Genomic DNA, 20,091 nt, shown 5'->3' with positions numbered 1-20,091 from the left:
TTTAGGGTAAAGTATGTTTTTATTAATAGGAAAGTAAATAAGGAACAGAAAAGAACTTTCTAGTTTCGGAGGAATTTGATTGGAAAATAAACGTTTACAAGCAACGGCAAATAATCTTGTATCATTTGTACCGAATGGTGATTATTATTACGGAAAAGCTTTAAAGGCAATTGACCGTGATGAGATGGATAAAGCGTATAAATACATTAAACGCGCGGCAGATTTAAGCCCAGATGATGCGCATGTATTACTACAGTACGGTATTTTGGAAATGGAATTACAAAATTTTGATCATGCATACGAATTAATTCATACAGCGTATAGTTTAGAGCCAAATGAAGCGGAAATTATTTTTATGTTGGCAGAAATTTCTGGGTGCCTTGGCTTAATTCATGAAGCAAAAAAATACGCTGCACAGTATTTAGAAATGGAACCAGATGGCTTATACAATGAAGATGCCATGGAAATATTGGATTTTGTAGACTATGTTGCAGATGTAGAACAAGATATTGATGAGCATGATGCAGCTAAAATGATTGCACAGGAAAAAGCGAGACGTTTAATGGAGAAGGGCGATTTCCAACAAGCGATTGAAGCACTTGAACAAGTAATTGAAGAATATCCGCAACTTTGGACTGCTTATAATAATTTGGCGCTGGCGTATTTTTATATCGGGGAAGCAGAGCAAGCACAGGCATTATTGCATGAAGTTTTGAGAGAGAATCACGGTAACCTTCACGCACTTTGTAATTTAACCGTCTTTGCTTACTATGAAAAAAATGAAGCAGAGTTAGAAAAATTAATCGCGCTGTTAAAAAAAATACAACCATACGACTGGGAAAATCGTTACAAGCTTGGTGCAACATTGGCGCTAATTGGCCAGTATGAGGAAGCTTTTAAATGGTTGCGTTCGATGGCTAAAAAAGGTTATGAAGGCGATACTGGTTTTTATTTTTGGCTCGCACAGTCGGCTTACTTTTCGGGGCAGGAGAAATTTGCGCAAGATACATGGCAAATTCTTTTGGAACTAGATCCTACAAAAGAAGGATTAGAACCGTGGGCAGATGTTGAAGGAGCAAAATATCAAGATACTGCAGAAAATAATAGAGAGTTCCTAATTCGCCAATTATCAAATGAAAATGAATCAGGTCGTTTACTTGGCTTGTTTTTATTGAAAAGGTCAGCGCATAAGCAAGAAATTGTCGCCCACCCAACGATGTTGAATGTGACGAGTTTTACAGAATTAGAAAAACTGTCATTAGCGTACGCATTGGAATATGAATTCAATGAAAAAGTGAATGCTGAGAAGTCTTTCCTTCGATTGATGAAAGTGGCGGAAGAAATTGTGAATGCGAACAAATCAATTTCGATTGAAGTCGTACAAATTTTAAGTACTTGGTTTGCCCTTGGCGAAATCGCTTTTAACGAAGGATATGATTTTAAAAATACATCCGCATTAGCAGCTGCGGTCGAGTATTCTTACTATGATTCATTGGATAAAAATGTGACGAAAAAGGCAATCGCTGAAAAATATAGTATTACTTCAGCGACACTCACAAAATATAATGATATTCTTTACGATTTTATTCCTACAAATAGTAAATAAAACAGTTTAATTGAAATCCTACTATGTATGGCATACGATATAAAGGAAGCTGTGTTAAATCGGTAAAAGTTATAAAGAAATTCACAAAAAGGCAACATCTCCACGAATTGAGTGTGAGACGTCTTTTGGATTGAAAGAGGGGTATTATTATGACAGAAGAGAAAATTTATGATGTAGTCATTATTGGTGCAGGTCCAGCAGGGATGACTGCCGCTGTGTATACATCTCGCGCAAACCTTTCAACATTAATGATTGAACGTGGTATTCCAGGTGGGCAAATGGCCAATACAGAAGAAATAGAAAACTACCCAGGATTTGAAATGACTTTAGGTCCTGAGCTTTCTACAAAAATGTTCGAGCATGCGAAAAAATTCGGTGCTGAATATGCATATGGAGACGTTTCAGAAATTATTGATGGTGAAGAATATAAAACAATTATTTCAGGTAAAAAACAATATAAAACACGTACAATTATTGTTTCAACTGGTGCGGAATATAAAAAACTAGGTATTCCTGGTGAAACAGAGCTTGGTGGACGTGGTGTAAGTTATTGTGCTGTTTGTGATGGCGCATTTTTCAAACAGAAGAATTTAATCGTTATCGGTGGTGGCGATTCAGCGGTAGAAGAGGGTATTTTCTTAACGCGTTTTGCTGACAAAGTAACAATCGTTCACCGTCGTGATAAATTACGTGCACAAAAAATTATTCAAGACCGCGCATTTGCCAACGAAAAAATTGATTTCATTTGGAATACGACAGTGAAAGAAATTCATGAAGTTGACGGCAAAGTAGGAAAAGTAACGTTAGTATCAACAGTAGATGGCGAAGAAAAAGAAGCGGTAACAGATGGTGTATTCGTATATGTTGGAATGCTGCCATTAACAGCACCTTTTGAACCATTAAATGTATTAAATGAGTTAGGCTATATTGTAACAAATGATCAAATGGAAACAACTGTACCTGGTATTTATGCAGCAGGCGATGTGCGCGAAAAAACTTTACGTCAAATCGTAACAGCAACAGGCGACGGAAGTATTGCAGCACAATCAGCACAGCATTATATTGAAGAATTGAAAGAAAAGTTTAATTTTTAAAAATATTTAATATGAATGTCATCGAATTGAAATATAAATAGGTTAAACTAAAATTGTAAGTGATTAACCCCCTGATATTCTAATATTTTTAAGGTTGTTTCCATGTAAAGAATCATGGAAGCAACCTCTTTTTATTGTAGAAATGGAAAGTAATCACCTTGATACGCACGTTCTTTTACGGAATGCATTTGACAAGGTATAATATAGATAGGATCAAATGAAGGAGTGAGGTGTTATTATGCAACGTATTACAAACTTATTGGCAATTAAAGATGGCAAAGTATTATTACTACAAAAACCAAGACGAGGATGGTTTGTTGCGCCAGGTGGGAAAATGGAGCAAGGTGAATCCATTTATGAATCAGCAGTACGTGAATTCCAAGAAGAAACGAACTTAACACCAAACTATGTTCATTTAAAAGGCACATATACAATGGTTATAAAAGATGGTGACAACGTAGTCGATGAATGGATGCTTTATACATTTGTTGCGACAGATGTGGAAGGAACGCCATTTGAGGAAACGAGAGAAGGGAAGCTCGGCTGGCATTCAATTGAAAGTTTGAAAACACTACCAATGGCAGCAGGAGATCGAACGAATTTGTTATTCGCGGCATTAAAGGATGGTATGCAATATGGTACATTTGAATATACTGAGGATTTTGAGTTAATTAGCGAAAAAATCCAAAATTCAATGGAACAATAAAAAAGGAGATGATTTTGTGGGTAATAGTTCAAGCTATACACATGAGCTAGTTATTATTACAGGGATGTCCGGAGCAGGTAAAACAGTAGCTGTACAAAGCTTTGAGGATTTAGGATATTACTGCGTTGATAATTTACCACCAGAATTATTAACGACTTTTTTAGCCTTAATGAAAGATTCTGCAAAGAAAATGACACGCATTGCGGTTGTGATGGATTTACGTGGACGTGAATTTTTTGAATCACTTATTGAATCCCTCGACACTTTATTAGAAGAAGAGGAGATTTCACCGCGCATTTTATTTTTAGATGCAGATGATGCAACACTCGTCCGTCGCTACAAAGAAACGCGTCGAGCACATCCGCTTGGACCACAAGGATTATTACTTGAAGGAATTCAACTTGAACGTCAGCTACTTTCAGAAGTAAAAGGACGTGCCAAAACAGTTGTAAATACTTCGAAATTGAAACCACGTGAATTACGAGAGCGCATTACGACAGAGTTTTCGAATATGAGTAGCCCGACATTTTCAATTAATGTCATGTCATTTGGCTTTAAGCATGGCATTCCGATTGATGCAGATTTAGTTTTTGATGTCCGATTTTTAAAAAATCCATATTATATAGAAGAGCTTCGTCACAAAACAGGGTTACAAACAGAAGTTTCCTCCTACGTATTAGCAACGGAAGAAACACAGGAACTCATTATGAAGCTAACAGATTTATTTTCATTTATGATTCCACAATACCGGGATGAAGGGAAATCACAGTTAGTCATTGCATTTGGCTGTACAGGTGGTCAACATCGCTCTGTGACTCTAGCGGAATATTTCGGCAAACTTATTGGAAACAATCATCACGCCGTTATTTCGCATCGAGATATCAATCATAGAAAGGATTGATGTAATGAAAAAAAAGAAGACACGTATTGTAGTTATTGGTGGCGGTACAGGGCTATCAACTATTTTACGCGGCTTAAAACAGCACCCATTTGATATTACGGCGATTGTAACCGTAGCTGATGATGGGGGCTCATCAGGACGATTACGCGATGATTACGACATTCCACCACCAGGAGATGTTCGGAATGTCATTGCGGCACTATCGGATATAGAGCCCTTGGTGGAGCAAATGTTTCAATACCGATTCTCTCAATCGACGGATTTAGAGGGGCATTCATTAGGAAATTTAATGCTGACTGCTTTAACGGATATTACCGGTGATTTTAATCATGCCATTGCTGAGATGAGTAAGGTGTTAAATGTCCATGGCAAGGTCGTACCCGCCGCCAACAAAAAAGTAACACTCCATGCGGAATTACAAGATGGTACGAAAATCATTGGGGAATCTAAAATCCCATCTGGTCATGCACCCATAAAGCGTGTGTATTTAGAGCCGGGCAATGTGAAGCCATTGCCCGCTGCGATTCATGCCATTGAGCGCGCGCAATTTATTTTAATTGGTCCTGGAAGTCTTTATACGAGCATTATCCCTAATTTACTTGTAAAAGGAATTGGGGAGGCTGTTGTGCGCGCAAAAGGACAAAAAATTTACATTGCCAACTTAATGACGCAGCTTGGGGAAACGATTCATTACACAGCATCACAACATATCGAAGCGATTCATGCGCATGTGGGGCAACCGTTTATCGAGGCTTTGCTCATTAATGAAAAGAAATTACCTCCATCAATTTATGAAAATTATCGTGAAGAAAATGCAGAACCCGTGCAATTTGATGTCGATAAATTAGAGGAAATGGGCATTAAGGTAATTCAAAAAGAGATTGCTATTATTCAAAATGGTGTCGTCCGGCATGATGCAAAAAATTTAGCCGATTGGTTATGTGAATATGCTTGTCAAAATAAAGAGTAATCAATAATAAATAATGAAACTTGTAAGCGTAAGTGTACATAGTTTGCTAGGAAAGGGGGAACAAATTCATGTCGTTTGCATCAGAAATGAAAAAAGAACTCACACAAATTGAAGCGGATGACAACAGTTTAAAGGCAGAAGTGTCTGCTCTTATTCGCATGAATGGTTCATTAAGCTTTGCCAATCGCCAGCTCAGTTTAGATGTACAAACGGAGAACGCCGCGATTGCGAGAAGGCTTTATACCATCGTGAAGAAACTGTACCCATATACCGTAGAATTACTTGTTCGAAAAAAGATGCGTTTGAAAAAGAACAATGTTTATATTTGCCGTATTCGTGATGGCGCTCGTGAACTATTAGCAGATTTAGAAATACTATCCGATACATTTGAACTGAATCATACAATATCCGATGTATTTATTGAGAAAAATAATCAACGCCGTGCTTATTTACGAGGAGCATTTTTGGCGGGGGGATCGGTCAATAATCCAGAAACATCTTCCTATCATTTAGAAGTATATTCTTTATATATGGAGCATGCAGAAGCATTAGCCGACCTGATGAACTGTTATGATTTGAATGCGAAAACGATTGAACGAAAAAAAGGCTTCGTAACCTATTTAAAAGAAGCAGAAAAAATATCTGATTTCTTAAATTTAGTAGGGGCACACCAAGCGATGTTAAAGTTTGAGGATGTTCGCATCGTTCGAGATATGCGCAATAGTGTCAATCGCATCGTTAATTGCGAAACAGCGAATTTAAACAAAACAATTGGTGCCGCATTAAGACAAGTAGAAAATATCCGCTATATTGATCAAGCGATTGGTTTAGATCAGCTACCAGATAAACTACGTGAGATTGCAAGATTGCGTGTGGAATATCAAGATGTTACTTTAAAAGAACTTGGTGAAATGGTATCTGCTGGCGTGGTAAGTAAATCAGGTGTCAATCACCGTTTACGAAAAATTGATGAAATCGCCGAAGCAATACGTCGCGGTGAGCATGTAATCAAATAAAATGTGAACGATTTCATAAATCATGTATTCATTGATTGTTCTTTTTGGATAATTTAGATAAGATGAAGTATATAGAGTAAGGAACGGTTGTGAAAGGGAGTTTTTCATATGGTAGAAAAGCAAGTTGAAGTAAAATTAAAATCTGGCTTACAAGCTAGGCAAGCAGCATTATTCGTACAAGAGGCAAACCGATATAAAGCAGATGTCTTTTTGCAAAAGGACCATAAAAAGGTCAATGCCAAATCAATTATGGGCATTATGAGCTTAGCTGTTGCAAAAGGAACAGTTGTCACATTAGTAGCAGAAGGCCATGATGAAGAAAAGGCAATCGATTCATTGCAAGCATTAATTGAAAAAGAAGATTAATCAAGCAAGTTCACATGACACAAACAAATGGAATGATTCCAATTGTTTGTGTTTTTTGTGCAGGATAAAAAACGCCCTTCACCATGAGTAAAAGGTGAGGGGCGTTTTAGTTTACATTTTTACTTCTTCAAATCGTTGCGATTGTAAATTTTATCAATTAAACCGTACTCTTTTGCTTGTTCGGCAGTCATGAAGTTATCACGATCTGTATCGCGAGCAAGTGTTTCGTAATCTTGACCAGAATTTTCAGCCATGATGCGGTTTAATTTTTCACGTAGGAATAAAATACGTTTTGCAGCAATTTCAATTTCAGTTGCTTGACCTTGTGCGCCGCCTAAAGGTTGGTGAATCATTACTTCTGAGTTAGGTAATGCAATACGTTTACCTTTTGCGCCCGCAGATAATAGGAAAGCACCCATTGAAGCAGCCATACCGATACAAATTGTTGAAACGTCTGGCTTGATGAAGTTCATTGTGTCATAGATGGCCATACCTGAAGTAATTGAGCCACCTGGAGAGTTAATGTAAAGGTGAATATCCTTATCTGGATCTTCTGCTTCTAGGAATAAAAGTTGTGCAACGATTGAGTTTGCTACGTTGTCATCAATCGCACTTCCTAGTAAAATAATACGGTCCTTCAGTAAACGTGAATAAATATCATAAGCACGCTCACCGCGGTTTGTTTGTTCAATAACTGTAGGAATTAAATTCATTGTAAAATCCTCCCCTGTTAAAAGCTAAATTCGTTTACTTGTGCTGAAATTGGTAAGCATTCCAGCTGTATACCTATAATACACGTGTTAGTCAAGGATGGTCAAATATAAAGTCTGATTTTCGTAGTTGTAAAATAAGCCAAGCCTTTGTATAATAGGAGGGTCGTCAACAATAACTTGACTCTGCAAAATTCCTCCACATCTATAAGTGGGGGGAAATTCCAAAAAGTGCAATTGGGTATTCAAACCCTGACTGAATCAAGTTAAGCCTCAGCGGATGTCACAGATTTTTAAAGGAAGTTTTTCGAGAGAGCTCGAAAAAATCTGGACGCAATTACGCAAGGTGTAATTGATTAATGAAGCCCTCGTGGTGTAATGGATAACACGTAAGATTCCGGTTCTTGCGCTGGGGGTTCGATTCCCTCCGAGGGCGCCAACTAACTTATAAAGATTCAATAATGATTACATATAAATCCCTCTAGATGTTGAATTATCAGCATTTATGGGGATTTACTTTATACGAACGTATTTTCAAAAAAAGCGTTTAAAATGAAAAGGAACTTCCCATTATATTTGACTCCAAAACCGTGTGGAACATTACAACTTCCCCCAAGTTTTAACCGAAAGTTCACAAACTTAAAAATCTTTCTAAAAAAAATTGTAATTGCTTGAAAAACTGCTCAATAATTAGTACATTAATAAATGGTATATTTGTTGTAAGAAAAAACGACTTTTTTCGACAATAAACAAAAGCTACGCATCTATTTAAAAGATAATGCGATGTAGCCATTCTATTATGCCTTTTATGGGCACCATTTTACTGTTTTAATATACTTATATATACCAATTGTAGAGATAGTGCCGTAAACTGTAATCTACAATGGGGGATGAAGGTTAAAGGGATAAGATAATCACTGTACCGATTCATTTTATCCCAAACTCAATCTTTTTAAACTTATAATTAACTTTCTAGCGCAACACATCTATTAAATGTGTTGCGTTTTTTTTGATTCTTCAATAGATTTTCCCGTTTCTCCGTTATAACTAGCCAAACTTTTCCATAAACTAGCCATTAATCTGTTGAAACTAGCCAATTTTCATGCCTCTCAAAGTACGACTTCAATTTTTAAAGCTACGTAATTACAATAAGACTGCGCAAATTTATTTCAAGAATAGATTTCGGAGTTGACCTCTTTTTTTGTTGTACCTTTATAAGGGGAATATGCATGTTTAACATAGGGTTTCATTAGAGTGAATGAATAATTATTTATAAAACATAAAAATAATGCTTGTTTAGTACATAAAAATGCATTAATATACATTAATAATCAATATTTTAAAAATTTCATGTTGTATATTAATTGTGAAATTATTATAATAGGTGAAACTAATTAAAAACAATGAATGGAAAAATGAAACCTTAGGAGGAAATAGATTATGAAAAAGAATAAATTATTTAAACTAATTGCACCATTTGCAGCAGCGACAATGATTTTAGCGGCGTGTGGTGCAGACAAAGGTTCTACAGGATCATCAACAGATGGAGATGGAGATGGAGATGGAGAAATTACAAAGATTGTTGCGGGTACAGAAGCAACATATGCACCGTTTGAATATTTAGACACGAAAGGGAATGTTGTTGGATTAGATGCAGAAATTTTAGCGGCGATCGGTGAGGAAATGGGCATCGAAACAGAAATGAAAAATACTGGCTGGGATGCGATGTTGAGCCAAGTAACTACTGGTGGAATTGATATGGGGGCAGCGGCTATTACCATTACAGATGACCGTAAAGAAACATATGACTTCACAGCACCTTACTATGAAGCGTCATTACTAATCGTGACGAAAGAAGATTCAGAGATTGAGTCACTAGCTGACCTAAAGGATTCAAAAATTGCTGTGCAAATGAATACAACAGGACATAAAGCTGCACAAGATTTACAAGGGAAAGCGAGTAAAAATATTTTAGCGTATGAAAACTTTTCGGTAGCGTTAACAGAAGTACTGAATGGTTCAACAGAAGCAGCCATTGGTGATAATGCCGTTATTTTAGAATATATTAAAAATAATCCAGATGCGGGCTTAAAAACAATTGAAGATGATTCATTTGAAGTCGATTATTTTGGATTCATCGTTAAAAAGGGCAATAAAGAATTATTAGACGTATTAAATGAAGGTTTAGCAAAAATTAAAGAAAACGGTAAGTTAGCGGAAATTACAGGAACAGAAATTGAATAATATTTAGGAGGTGTTTCAGATGGATTTTTTTAGATGGGATATAATCTGGGACTACCGTGAATTATATTTAAGTGGTTTTTTAACGACAATTATTTTAACAATATGCGGTTATATTGGCGGGGTAATTTTCGGTTTGTTACTCGGATTAGGTCAAGTTTCAAATAAAAAGTGGATTTACTGGCCAGCGAAAATTTATATTGATGTATTCCGTGGGACACCGATGCTTGTTCAATTACTATTAATTCATTTAGCGGTAATCCCGACAATATTTGGTGAATCGATGAGCTGGTGGGTTTCTGGGATTGTCGGTTTAATTTTAAATAGTGCGGCCTACAATGCGGAGATTTTCCGTGCAGGTATTCAGTCGATTGATAAAGGGCAAATGGAAGCCGCTCGTTCACTTGGATTAACGCACTCACAAGCGATGAAGAAAGTTATATTACCGCAAGCTTTCCGCCGTATGATTCCACCGCTTGGTAATGAATTTATCGCGTTATTAAAAGATTCTTCCCTTGTGACCGTTATTGCAGGGATGGAAATATTATACGTGAGTAAAGTAGTGGCAGGGACGTACCAACGATTTTGGGAGCCATATTTATTTGCAGCATTCCTCTATTTAGTTTTAACTTATACAGCAACGAAGATTATTGCCATTGTTGAAAAGCGTGTCGACATTAATTATAATCCTCGAAAGAAAAGGGGCGCGCATAAATGATTAAAGTAGAAAATTTACACAAGCATTTCGGCAAGCTCGAAGTATTAAAAGGGATTGATTATGAAATTCATGAAAAAGAAGTCGTATGTGTCATCGGTCCTTCAGGCTCGGGGAAAAGTACGTTTCTTCGTTGCATGAACTTGCTTGAAGAAGTGACAAAAGGTGCGATTTATATTGATGGTGTAAAAATTAATGACCCGAAAACGAATATTAACGATATCCGCACAGAAGTGGGCATGGTGTTCCAACAGTTCAACCTATTTCCGCATATGTCAGTCATTGATAATATTATGATGGCACCAATGCAAATTCGTAAAATAAGCAAAGAAGATGCCGAAAAGCTGGCATTAGAATTGCTTACGAAAGTAGGGTTACGTGAAAAGGCCGATAATTTCCCGCAGCAGTTATCAGGTGGACAACAACAGCGTGTTGCCATTGCACGAGCGCTTGCGATGAAGCCGAAAATTATGCTATTTGATGAACCAACATCTGCACTTGATCCAGAGATGGTAAAAGAAGTGCTGGAGGTTATGAAAGATTTAGCGAAAGAAGGCATGACGATGGTTGTTGTGACGCATGAAATGGGCTTTGCACGTGAGATGGGCGATCGTGTATTATTTATGGATGGTGGCTATATCGTTGAAGAAGGTCACCCAAATGATGTATTTGGCAACCCACAAAATGAACGGACAAAAGCGTTTTTAGGTAAAGTATTATAAACATTTAGCGGCATATACTAGTGTATAATGCTCTTTCAAAATTAAATGAACTGCACCCCAATTGTTAGACACATCTAAACAATAGGGGTGCAGTTTTTTTCACCTTTTAGTTAGGCATGTTTTTCGCTTGCTGAGCTTGACCGTACATATTGAGCATCGTGTTCATATCTGCTTGTGAAAGTTGTGCAACTTGGTAAATCCCTTTTTTGTTTTGGTAAAGTGAGATTTCGTAAGCCATTTCAATACAGTTGGGCACGGAATCTTGGAGAACACGACGTAAAACGGGGTTTGTCGCTTCGAGTGCAGCAGATGTTTTCCCAGTAGCGCTTGCTTTATGACAGCCAAGCATGAAACCAGAAATTACGCCGTCACAAATTTCACTTGGTGTTTGTATCGGCTTTTTCGGTTCACCGGGTTTTAGCCCATAAGTGAAGTCATTGCCCGTTTGCATATTATAGCTTCGTGTCGGATGCTGAGGATCGCGCCCAGTTTTGTATGCTTCCATCGTAATATTGTATTCATCGAGCATAAACGCATACTGACGGTCCATAATGGTAAGGAGTTCTTGGTCTTGTACTTGATCTCTTAATAGTACATATTGATTGAGACCAGCAATCATTGAACCTAATACCTCGTGTGCGTCAAAAAGTTCATGCGCACCATGATTCATTGAAAGTGGCATGGAATTGTCCTGAGATTGAGAAGATTGGGTATGCATATAATAACCTCCATAACAAAATTTTCGTACACCATTATTGTGGCAATTAGTAAAAAAATTATGCATGATAGAAAATGAATTAAGAAGGAAAAGAGGGATTTTTTATGATAAAAAATAATAAAGGTAATGCATTAGTGGCAGTACTTATCATTATTGCAGTCATTGGAATAGTAGCAATGTTCACGATTCCAAAATACAATAAATTAATAGAAGGTGAAGAACAAATTGATGCATCTTGGGCACAAGTGGAAAATCAGTTGCAAAGACGGTTTGATTTAATTCCGAATTTAGTCAATTCAGTTAAAGGTTACGCTGCACATGAAGAAGAAATTTTTACACAAATTGCGAAGGCGCGCACAGATTACGGAAATGCGAGTTCTGTTGAACAAACAGCTACTGCAAATAATGAGCTATCAGCGGCATTGGCACGTTTACTTGTTGTTGTGGAAAACTATCCAGACTTAAAAGCGGATGTTCAATTTACACGTTTAATGGATGAACTGGCTGGAACGGAAAATCGATTGGCAGTTGCCAGGAAAGATTATAACGAGACGGTCCAGCAGTTAAATAATAATGTTCGAACATTTCCAGGTAATTTAATCGCAAAAATGTTTGGCTTTGAGAAAAAAGCTTATTTTGAAATTAAAGAAGGTGTTGAAGAAGCACCGACCGTTGATTTTGGAAGTAACGATTAACTTGATTCAGCTCGGGTTCAAACCCCAGCTGAATTGGGGAACAAAGGCTAAACCCATCACGTCCTGTGACAACGCCTTTGTGACCAACATCATGTTGGCCTAAGCCCCGGCGGATGTCGCGGATTTTTTTAAGGTCAAGTCACTGTAAGGAAAGGGGGGATGATATGAGATTTTTAGTTTCATTTATAATATGTATGCTCGTTATGCCATTTACGACAATGGCAGCAATTCCGCAAAAACCTGCATACAATTCGTATGTTTATGATAATGCCAATGTCATTTCAGATGATGTGGAGCAAAATTTGATTCAAGCAGCAAAGGCTTTGGAAGGTTCAACAGGGAATGTAATTGTCATGATGACGATTGATACGATTGGCGATTTGGCTCCGTATGAATTTGGCACAGAAGTAATCCGTAAATGGGGGATTGGAGATAAGGAGCTAAACAATGGGATGCTCATTTTTGCGACGACGGATCAAGGACCTGGGAAAAATGACGTTTGGATTTCGGTAGGCGATGGTCTAGAAGGAGACTATCCAGATGGATTGCTAGGAAGTATGATTGATACGTATATGATGCCCTATTTAGAAAAGGAAGATTATACAAATGCATTTGCCAACATATTTAGCATTTTCTATGAGGAAATGGGTGGGGATGCTGGTGGCGCGGATTTGGTGAAACCCATTAATGACGATGATGGGGATTGGCCGATTGCAGTCATCATTTTTATCGTGATCATTTATTTAAGTCTTAGCAAATTTGGTGGCGGTGGTCCTGGTGGCCGTAGACGAACAGCAAGACGTGTTTACCGTGCTGGTGGATTCTCTACAGGAAGTTTCGGTGGCGGTGGTCGCGGTCGCTCATCCGGAGGTTTTGGAGGATTCGGTGGAGGCAGTTCATCCGGTGGCGGAGCGGGACGGAAGTTTTAACTTTGCAGGATAACAAACATTTACTAAGGTATAATTGATATTTACCTTAGTAAATGTTTTGCATTTCAAATGTAGCAAGGAGACAGCAAAAATGATTGTACAATTTTATTCCAGACCGAATTGCGAATTATGTGTGGAAGGGTTGCAAATATTAAAATTAGTTCAAGAAGATATTCCGTTTCAAATCGAACAAGTTAATATTGAAGAGAATGACGCATTGCACGGAAAATTTATGGTGATGATTCCGGTTGTAGAGCTTAAAGGGGAAGTTATTCAATTTGGGCGATTGGATTACCCGACGTTAATGATGGCGCTAAGTGACTGAAATTAGCGCCTAAACGATAAAATATAACCAGATTTAATAAAAAATAATTGCAGAAAATTTCGTTATCCTTTATACTGTAGTTAGGAAATATTTTTTTGCGCCAAGCGGGACGTAAAAGTAACTATAGGGACAAAAAACGTCCAACATAAAGTTAGTAGGTGGTTTTTTGGACAAAAGCTCCTTTTTGGATGCAGGGCGTAAGTTAATGCCAGAAATCGAACAAATTTTTAAAAAAAGATTTCGCGTTTTACAAGCAATTGAAATGTACGGTCCGATTGGCAGAAGAGCTTTAGCGGAGCAGCTGCAATGGACAGAACGAGAAGTGCGCAATGAAACAGATATTTTAAGCGAGCAACAATTAATTATCATCAGGCAAAAAGGTATGATTTGCTCGGTACAAGGGTATAGCATACTAGAACAGCTCAAAGCATTGTTTCAAGAAATATCGGGTATAACAGTGAAAGAGCAGCAACTTGCAAAACTCTTTAAAATTGAACGAGTTATTATCATTCCCGGTAATGTGGAAGAAGATGCAACGATTAAAAATGTATTAGGGAAAGAAGGCGCGAAAATCATTACGCAACACGCCGATGAAAAATGCAATATTGCAGTTACGGGTGGAAATTCCGTTGCAGCAATTGGTGATTTCTTAACATCGACATCACCACTTAATTCGGCATGCTTTATTGCAGCACGGGGTGGGATGGGCGACGAAATGAGCTTTCAGGCAAATACAGTAGTCGCAAAGTTTGCGCAGGCATGTAGTTCAACGTATCGCACCTTATTTTTACCAGAACATTTAAGTGAGCAAGCGTATCAAGCAATGAAAAGCGAACCAATGATCCAAGAAATGATGGCTTTATATGAAGAAATCGATATCGTTGTTCACGGCATTGGCGCGGCGCAAGAGATGGCTATTAGACGCAATAGTTCTTCTGAAGAACAGCAACTATTAGAAGAAAAAGGTGCTGTTGGGGAAGCTTTTGGCTATTATTTCAACAAATTGGGCGAAATTGTTCACCATATTCGAACGATTGGCATTCAGCTTGAACAAGTAAAAAAGGCACAGCATATTATTGCGATTGCAGCAGGTAGTAACAAAGCAACTGCGATACAAGCGTACTTTAAAAATGCTGCCTCCCAGACAACATTTATTACAGATGAACAAACGGCAAATGAGATTGTTGCCAAAATTAGGTGAGTTTTTTACGGTGCGCTCAAGCATAGACTGTTTAACTTGATTCAGCTGAGTTGTGGAGCAAAGGCTAAACCCGTCACGTCCTGTGACAACGCCTTTGTGATCAACATCATGTTGACCCAAGCCCCGGCGGATGTCATAGATTTTCAAGGGAAGTTTTTCGAACTCGCTCGAAAAAATCTGGACGCAATTACGCTGAGGCGTAATTGATATAATTTAATTTAACTGGAGGAATTACACATGGTATTAAAATTAGCGATTAATGGATTTGGCCGAATCGGACGTTTAGTATTCCGCGAGGCGATGAAACATGAAGAATTTGAAGTAGTTGCAGTAAATGATTTAACAGATGCAAATCAACTAGCACATTTATTAAAATTTGATTCAGTCCATGGCGTATATGATGCAAATGTAGAAGCGGAAAACGATGCATTCATCGTAAACGGTAAACGCGTTCAAGTATACTCGGAGCCAGATCCAGCAAAATTACCATGGGGTGAACTCGGTGTAGACGTTGTATTAGAATGTACAGGTAGATGGCGTTCTATGGAAGAAGTGGCGAAACATATCGAAGCTGGTGCGAAAAAGGCCATTTTATCAGCGCCTGCTAAAGGGGATATGCCAACCTATGTAATGGGCGTAAACCATACGGAATATGACTCATCACAGGATGTTATTTCTAATGCTTCTTGTACGACAAACTGTTTAGCACCATTTGCAAAAGTATTGGATGAAAAATTCGGGATCAAGCGTGGTATGATGACTACGATTCACTCATACACAAATGATCAACGCATTTTAGACTTCCCGCACTCAGATCCACGTCGTGCACGTGCTGGCGCGGTGTCAATGATTCCAACAACAACAGGTGCAGCTGTAGCCGTTTCGAAAGTATTGCCACAGTTAAAAGGAAAATTAGATGGTTTCTCAATGCGTGTGCCAACACCAAACGTATCATGCGTGGACTTAGTAGCAGAACTAAATGCAGATGTAACGATTGAATCGGTTAATGCGGCGTTTAAAGAAGCATCAGAGGGCGAGTTAAAAGGAATTTTAGCTTACAATGAATTGCCGTTAGTATCGATTGACTATAATGGCAATCCAGCATCATCTACAATTGATGGGCTTTCAACAATGGTCATGGAAAATCGTATGGTAAAAGTCGTATCTTGGTATGATAATGAAATCGCTTATTCAACACGTTTAATGGACTTAGCTTTATACATTGCCAAGCAAGGATTTAACGAAAAGTAAGGTTGAATGTGTCATACTTTATCTAAAGTGAAGAAAAAGTGTGACATATTACTGGTTATTCGTCATAAAAAGTATAGCCTTTAAAAGAAGCAACCATTATAATATATGAGGGTATAGAGCGGAAGGGATTACCTAACCGCTCTTTTTTTAACATGAAATAAAATAAATAACAGAAATATATAGAGTCTGGAAAAGACAAGTGATATTAGATTTTGTTACTATTTAAACGAGAAAATAAATAGCTGATATAAATTTTAAAGGAGGATTTTCTTTATGTTTTTAAAGAAATCAATGAACGATGTAGCAGTAAAAGGGAAGCGCGTATTTGTACGTGTCGATTTTAACGTACCGATGGAAGACGGGCGCATTACAGACGAAACGCGTATTCGTGCAGCGATTCCGACAATCGCGCAATTAGTTGATAATGGGGCAAAAGTGATCTTAGCTTCTCACTTAGGCCGTCCGAAAGGCGAAGTAAAAGAGGATATGCGATTAACTGCGGTTGGCGTACGTCTTTCTGAATTAATGAATCAACCTGTAACAAAGCTAGATGAGTCAATTGGCGAAGCGGTTGAAGCAGCGGTTAACAACATGCAAGAAGGCGACATCGTGTTACTTGAAAATGTACGCTTCCATAAAGGCGAAGAAAAAAATGATGCAGCTTTAGCAGAAAGCTTTGCAAAATTAGCAGACCTTTATGTGAATGATGCATTCGGCGCAGCTCACCGTGCCCACGCTTCAACAGAAGGTATCGCGAAATTCGTGCCAGCTGTTTCAGGTTTATTAATGGAAAAAGAATTAGATGTTCTTGGGAAAGCATTATCAAATCCAGAGCGTCCATTTACGGCAATTATCGGTGGGGCGAAAGTGAAAGATAAAATCGACGTTATCGAAAACTTATTAGATAAAGTAGATCACTTAATTATCGGTGGCGGTCTGTCATTTACATTTGTGAAGGCAATGGGTCATGATATTGGGAAATCTTTATTAGAAGAAGATAAAATCGAATTAGCGAAAAGCTTTATCGAGCAAGCGAAAGCAAAAGGTGTCGAGTTACATATGCCAGTTGATGCCGTTGTAGCAAATGAATTTTCAAAAGATGCGGATACACAAGTTGTTGCGATTGATGCGATTCCAGCTGACTGGATGGGCTTAGATATCGGACCAAAAACAGCTGAAAACTTTGCAGAAGTCATCGGGAAATCAAATTTAATCATTTGGAACGGACCAATGGGTGTATTTGAAATCGACAAGTTTGCAAACGGTACGAAAACGGTTGCAGATGCAATGGCACAAACAAATGGCTATACAATTATCGGTGGCGGTGACTCGGCTGCAGCAGTAGAAAAATTCGAAGTAGCATCACAAATGAACCACATTTCAACAGGTGGCGGTGCCTCTCTTGAATTAATGGAAGGTAAACAATTACCAGGTATTGTGGCATTAAACGATAAATAATAAAATGGAGGGATTTTTGATGCGAAAACCAATCGTAGCAGGAAACTGGAAAATGTATAAAACATTTGATGAGGCGGTTGACTTTGTTGAAGCGATTCAACAAGCGATTCCTTCTCCAGAGAAAGTAGATGCAGTTATTTGTGCTCCGGCATTGTATTTACCAACGTTAGTAGTGGCGGCAGAAGATTCTTCATTAGCAATTGGCGCACAAAACATGCATTTTGAAGATGAAGGTGCCTTTACAGGAGAAATTAGCCCAGCGATGCTATCAAATATTCACGTAGATTACTGTGTTTTAGGCCATTCAGAGCGTCGTGAAATGTTCAATGAAACAGATGAAGCAGTAAACAAAAAAGTACGCGCGGCATTAAATCATGGCATCGTACCAATTATTTGCTGTGGCGAAACGCTTGAAGAACGTGAAGCGGGTACTACAGAGCAAAAAGTAGCGGGTCAAATTACGAAAGCTTTAGAAGGTTTTACATCCGCAGAAGTACAGCATATGGTACTTGCATATGAGCCAATTTGGGCAATCGGTACAGGTAAAACAGCAACAGCTGATGATGCGAATGCTGTATGTGGTGCAATTCGTGCCGTTGTTGAAAAATTATACGATACAGAAACAGCACAAGCGATTCGCATTCAGTATGGCGGTAGCGTAAAGCCAGAAAATATCGTAGAACTTTTAGGAAAAGAACATATTGATGGAGCACTTGTTGGCGGTGCAAGCTTACAAGTAGACTCTTATCTAAAATTATTGGAGGCAGCAGCAAATGCCTAAAGAGCCCGTTGCATTAATTATTTTAGATGGCTTTGCCTTTCGTGATGAAGTAAAGGGTAATGCCGTAGCACAAGCAAATAAACCAAATTTCGATCGTTTTTGGAACGCTTATCCGCACGCGACATTAACAGCGAGTGGAGAATCAGTAGGGTTACCAGAAGGACAAATGGGAAATTCTGAAGTAGGGCACTTAAATATTGGTGCAGGGCGCATTGTTTATCAAAACTTAACGCGTATTAATAAATCGATTCGTGAGGAAGACTTCTTCCGCAACGAACAGTTTTTAGCTGCTGTGGAGCATGCAAAAGCACATGGCTCTAAGCTTCATTTAATGGGCTTACTATCAGATGGCGGCGTTCATAGTCATTATGAGCACTTGTTTGCCTTGTTAAAATTAGCGAAAGACAATGGCTTGGAAGAAGTATATGTCCATGGATTTTTAGATGGCCGCGATGTAGGTCCTGCGACAGCACGTGACTATATTGCAGAAACTGAGAAGCAAATGGCATCCATTGGCATCGGGAAATTTGCGAGCGTTCATGGTCGTTATTTCGCAATGGACCGTGACAAACGTTGGGAACGTGTTCAGTTAACGTATAAAGCGTTAGTGGATGGCGTCGGTGAAACAGCTACTTCTGCATTAGCAGGTGTGGAATCATCTTATGAGCAAAACGTTTATGATGAATTTGTTCAACCGGTTGTCATTACGCAAGATGGTGCGCCAGTTGCGACGATCGATACAAATGATGCGGTCATTTTCTTTAATTTCCGTCCAGACCGTGCAATTCAGCTTTCTACTGTATTTACGAATGAAAATTTTGCCGGTTTTGAGCTGTCAGACAAGCAACCAACTAACGTAAAATTCGTCTCATTCACGCATTATAGTGATGAGGTGCATGCTGAGGTTGCGTTCCAATCAAACAACCTTGATAATACAGTAGGTGAAGTCATTTCGAAGGCAGGTAAAACGCAATTGCGCATTGCCGAAACGGAGAAATATCCACACGTAACATTCTTTATGAGCGGTGGACGTGAAGCGAATTTTGATGGGGAAGAGCGTATTTTAATCGCTTCGCCAAAAGTAGCGACATATGACTTACAGCCTGAAATGAGTGCTTATGAAGTGACAGATGCACTGCTTGAAGCAATTGCAGCAGATCAATTTGATGCAATCATTTTAAACTTTGCAAATCCAGATATGGTTGGACATTCAGGAATGCTAGAACCTACAATTAAAGCAATTGAAGTAGTCGATGAATGTTTAGGGAAAGTAGTCGATGCGATTATCGCAAAGGGCGGTAAGGCAATCATTACGGCGGACCACGGAAATTCAGATGAGGTCGTAACGCTGGATGATAACCCGATGACAGCCCATACGACAAATCCAGTGCCTGTTATTGTGACAGAGCCGGATGTTGTGTTACATCAAGATGGCATTTTAGCGGACTTAGCGCCGACAATGCTACAGTTATTAACGATTGAACAACCTGTTGAAATGACAGGGAAATCATTAATTATGCCAAAGGAACAAAACTAACTTGTTTCAGCAGAATCAAGTTAAGCCCCGGCGGATGTCACAGATTTTTAAGGGGAGCTTTTTGAGTGAACTCGAAAAAAATCTGGACGCAATTACGCCGAGGCGTAATTGATTTAATACTTTGGCTTATTATAAAGCTTGTGCAACTT

20 protein-coding genes and 1 tRNA gene are annotated in these 20,091 nt (G+C 38.5%); 19 read left to right on the top strand and 2 right to left on the bottom strand.

Annotation, left to right across the window (positions count from 1 at the left end; all coding sequences use genetic code 11):
• The first annotated feature begins 79 nt into the window (after positions 1-79).
• The 7 genes from MHI10_RS17730 to MHI10_RS17700 all read left to right on the top strand — a co-directional run bounded on the left by MHI10_RS17730 (position 80) and on the right by MHI10_RS17700 (position 6,659).
• Positions 80-1,606, top strand: a complete 1,527-nt coding sequence (locus MHI10_RS17730) for a tetratricopeptide repeat protein (protein WP_340787751.1) — start codon at positions 80-82, stop codon at positions 1,604-1,606.
• 149 nt (positions 1,607-1,755) lie between these two features.
• Positions 1,756-2,700 (top strand): thioredoxin-disulfide reductase, encoded by a 945-nt coding sequence (trxB, locus tag MHI10_RS17725; RefSeq protein WP_340787750.1) that lies wholly within the window; start codon positions 1,756-1,758, stop codon positions 2,698-2,700.
• 238 nt (positions 2,701-2,938) lie between these two features.
• Positions 2,939-3,406, top strand: coding sequence for an 8-oxo-dGTP diphosphatase (locus MHI10_RS17720; RefSeq protein ID WP_340787748.1), 468 nt, complete (start codon positions 2,939-2,941; stop codon positions 3,404-3,406).
• A gap of 16 nt (positions 3,407-3,422) precedes the next feature.
• On the top strand, positions 3,423-4,307 hold the full coding sequence (rapZ, locus tag MHI10_RS17715) for an RNase adapter RapZ (RefSeq protein ID WP_340787745.1): 885 nt from the start codon (positions 3,423-3,425) through the stop codon (positions 4,305-4,307).
• Between the two features lie 4 nt (positions 4,308-4,311).
• Positions 4,312-5,277 (top strand): gluconeogenesis factor YvcK family protein, encoded by a 966-nt coding sequence (locus MHI10_RS17710; protein ID WP_340787743.1) that lies wholly within the window; start codon positions 4,312-4,314, stop codon positions 5,275-5,277.
• Positions 5,278-5,345: 68 nt separating this feature from the next.
• Complete coding sequence (gene whiA, locus MHI10_RS17705) at positions 5,346-6,293, top strand: DNA-binding protein WhiA (RefSeq protein ID WP_340787742.1); 948 nt, start codon at positions 5,346-5,348, stop codon at positions 6,291-6,293.
• A gap of 108 nt (positions 6,294-6,401) precedes the next feature.
• A complete protein-coding gene (locus tag MHI10_RS17700; RefSeq protein WP_340787740.1) occupies positions 6,402-6,659 on the top strand; it encodes an HPr family phosphocarrier protein in 258 nt (85 codons plus the stop codon).
• A 119-nt stretch (positions 6,660-6,778) separates the two neighbouring features.
• Here the strand turns inward: MHI10_RS17700 and clpP are convergent, their stop codons facing one another.
• Positions 6,779-7,372 carry an ATP-dependent Clp endopeptidase proteolytic subunit ClpP gene (gene clpP, locus MHI10_RS17695; RefSeq protein WP_340787738.1) on the bottom strand — a complete coding sequence of 198 codons (594 nt, stop codon included), beginning with the start codon at positions 7,370-7,372 and terminating at the stop codon, positions 6,779-6,781.
• A 361-nt stretch (positions 7,373-7,733) separates the two neighbouring features.
• Here clpP and MHI10_RS17690 point away from each other — a divergent pair.
• From MHI10_RS17690 to MHI10_RS17675, 4 genes are all read left to right on the top strand, one after another.
• Positions 7,734-7,808 (top strand) — tRNA-Arg (locus tag MHI10_RS17690).
• Positions 7,809-8,809: 1,001 nt separating this feature from the next.
• Positions 8,810-9,613 (top strand): basic amino acid ABC transporter substrate-binding protein, encoded by an 804-nt coding sequence (locus tag MHI10_RS17685; protein WP_340787737.1) that lies wholly within the window; start codon positions 8,810-8,812, stop codon positions 9,611-9,613.
• 19 nt (positions 9,614-9,632) lie between these two features.
• Positions 9,633-10,328 (top strand): amino acid ABC transporter permease, encoded by a 696-nt coding sequence (locus tag MHI10_RS17680; RefSeq protein ID WP_340787736.1) that lies wholly within the window; start codon positions 9,633-9,635, stop codon positions 10,326-10,328.
• The gene (locus MHI10_RS17675; protein ID WP_340787734.1) at positions 10,325-11,047 is read left to right on the top strand and encodes an amino acid ABC transporter ATP-binding protein; all 723 of its coding nucleotides are present in this window, start codon (positions 10,325-10,327) and stop codon (positions 11,045-11,047) included. Before MHI10_RS17680 ends, MHI10_RS17675 begins: the two co-directional genes overlap by 4 nt.
• 106 nt (positions 11,048-11,153) lie before the next feature.
• Here the strand turns inward: MHI10_RS17675 and MHI10_RS17670 are convergent, their stop codons facing one another.
• Positions 11,154-11,765 (bottom strand): spore coat protein, encoded by a 612-nt coding sequence (locus MHI10_RS17670; protein ID WP_340787732.1) that lies wholly within the window; start codon positions 11,763-11,765, stop codon positions 11,154-11,156.
• Positions 11,766-11,869: 104 nt separating this feature from the next.
• On the opposite strand from MHI10_RS17670, the gene MHI10_RS17665 reads away from it, so the two are divergent.
• The 8 genes from MHI10_RS17665 to gpmI all read left to right on the top strand — a co-directional run bounded on the left by MHI10_RS17665 (position 11,870) and on the right by gpmI (position 19,942).
• Positions 11,870-12,460, top strand: coding sequence for a LemA family protein (locus MHI10_RS17665; RefSeq protein ID WP_340787731.1), 591 nt, complete (start codon positions 11,870-11,872; stop codon positions 12,458-12,460).
• A gap of 164 nt (positions 12,461-12,624) precedes the next feature.
• The gene (locus MHI10_RS17660; protein WP_340787730.1) at positions 12,625-13,389 is read left to right on the top strand and encodes a TPM domain-containing protein; all 765 of its coding nucleotides are present in this window, start codon (positions 12,625-12,627) and stop codon (positions 13,387-13,389) included.
• Between the two features lie 91 nt (positions 13,390-13,480).
• On the top strand, positions 13,481-13,714 hold the full coding sequence (locus MHI10_RS17655; protein ID WP_340787728.1) for a glutaredoxin family protein: 234 nt from the start codon (positions 13,481-13,483) through the stop codon (positions 13,712-13,714).
• A 166-nt stretch (positions 13,715-13,880) separates the two neighbouring features.
• Positions 13,881-14,915, top strand: coding sequence for a sugar-binding transcriptional regulator (locus MHI10_RS17650; RefSeq protein ID WP_340787726.1), 1,035 nt, complete (start codon positions 13,881-13,883; stop codon positions 14,913-14,915).
• A gap of 237 nt (positions 14,916-15,152) precedes the next feature.
• A complete protein-coding gene (gap, locus tag MHI10_RS17645) occupies positions 15,153-16,166 on the top strand; it encodes a type I glyceraldehyde-3-phosphate dehydrogenase (RefSeq protein ID WP_340787725.1) in 1,014 nt (337 codons plus the stop codon).
• A 273-nt stretch (positions 16,167-16,439) separates the two neighbouring features.
• Complete coding sequence (locus MHI10_RS17640; protein WP_340787724.1) at positions 16,440-17,624, top strand: phosphoglycerate kinase; 1,185 nt, start codon at positions 16,440-16,442, stop codon at positions 17,622-17,624.
• Positions 17,625-17,643: 19 nt separating this feature from the next.
• Positions 17,644-18,405, top strand: a complete 762-nt coding sequence (gene tpiA, locus MHI10_RS17635; RefSeq protein WP_340787722.1) for a triose-phosphate isomerase — start codon at positions 17,644-17,646, stop codon at positions 18,403-18,405.
• Complete coding sequence (gpmI, locus tag MHI10_RS17630) at positions 18,398-19,942, top strand: 2,3-bisphosphoglycerate-independent phosphoglycerate mutase (RefSeq protein WP_340787720.1); 1,545 nt, start codon at positions 18,398-18,400, stop codon at positions 19,940-19,942. Before tpiA ends, gpmI begins: the two co-directional genes overlap by 8 nt.
• The last annotated feature ends 149 nt before the right edge of the window (positions 19,943-20,091 follow it).

Origin of the sequence: Solibacillus sp. FSL K6-1523 (assembly GCF_038005225.1) — a bacterium.
Lineage (GTDB): Bacteria > Bacillota > Bacilli > Bacillales_A > Planococcaceae > Solibacillus.
Note: the sequence above shows the minus strand (reverse complement) of the source record. Positions and strands in the feature narration are given on the sequence as shown.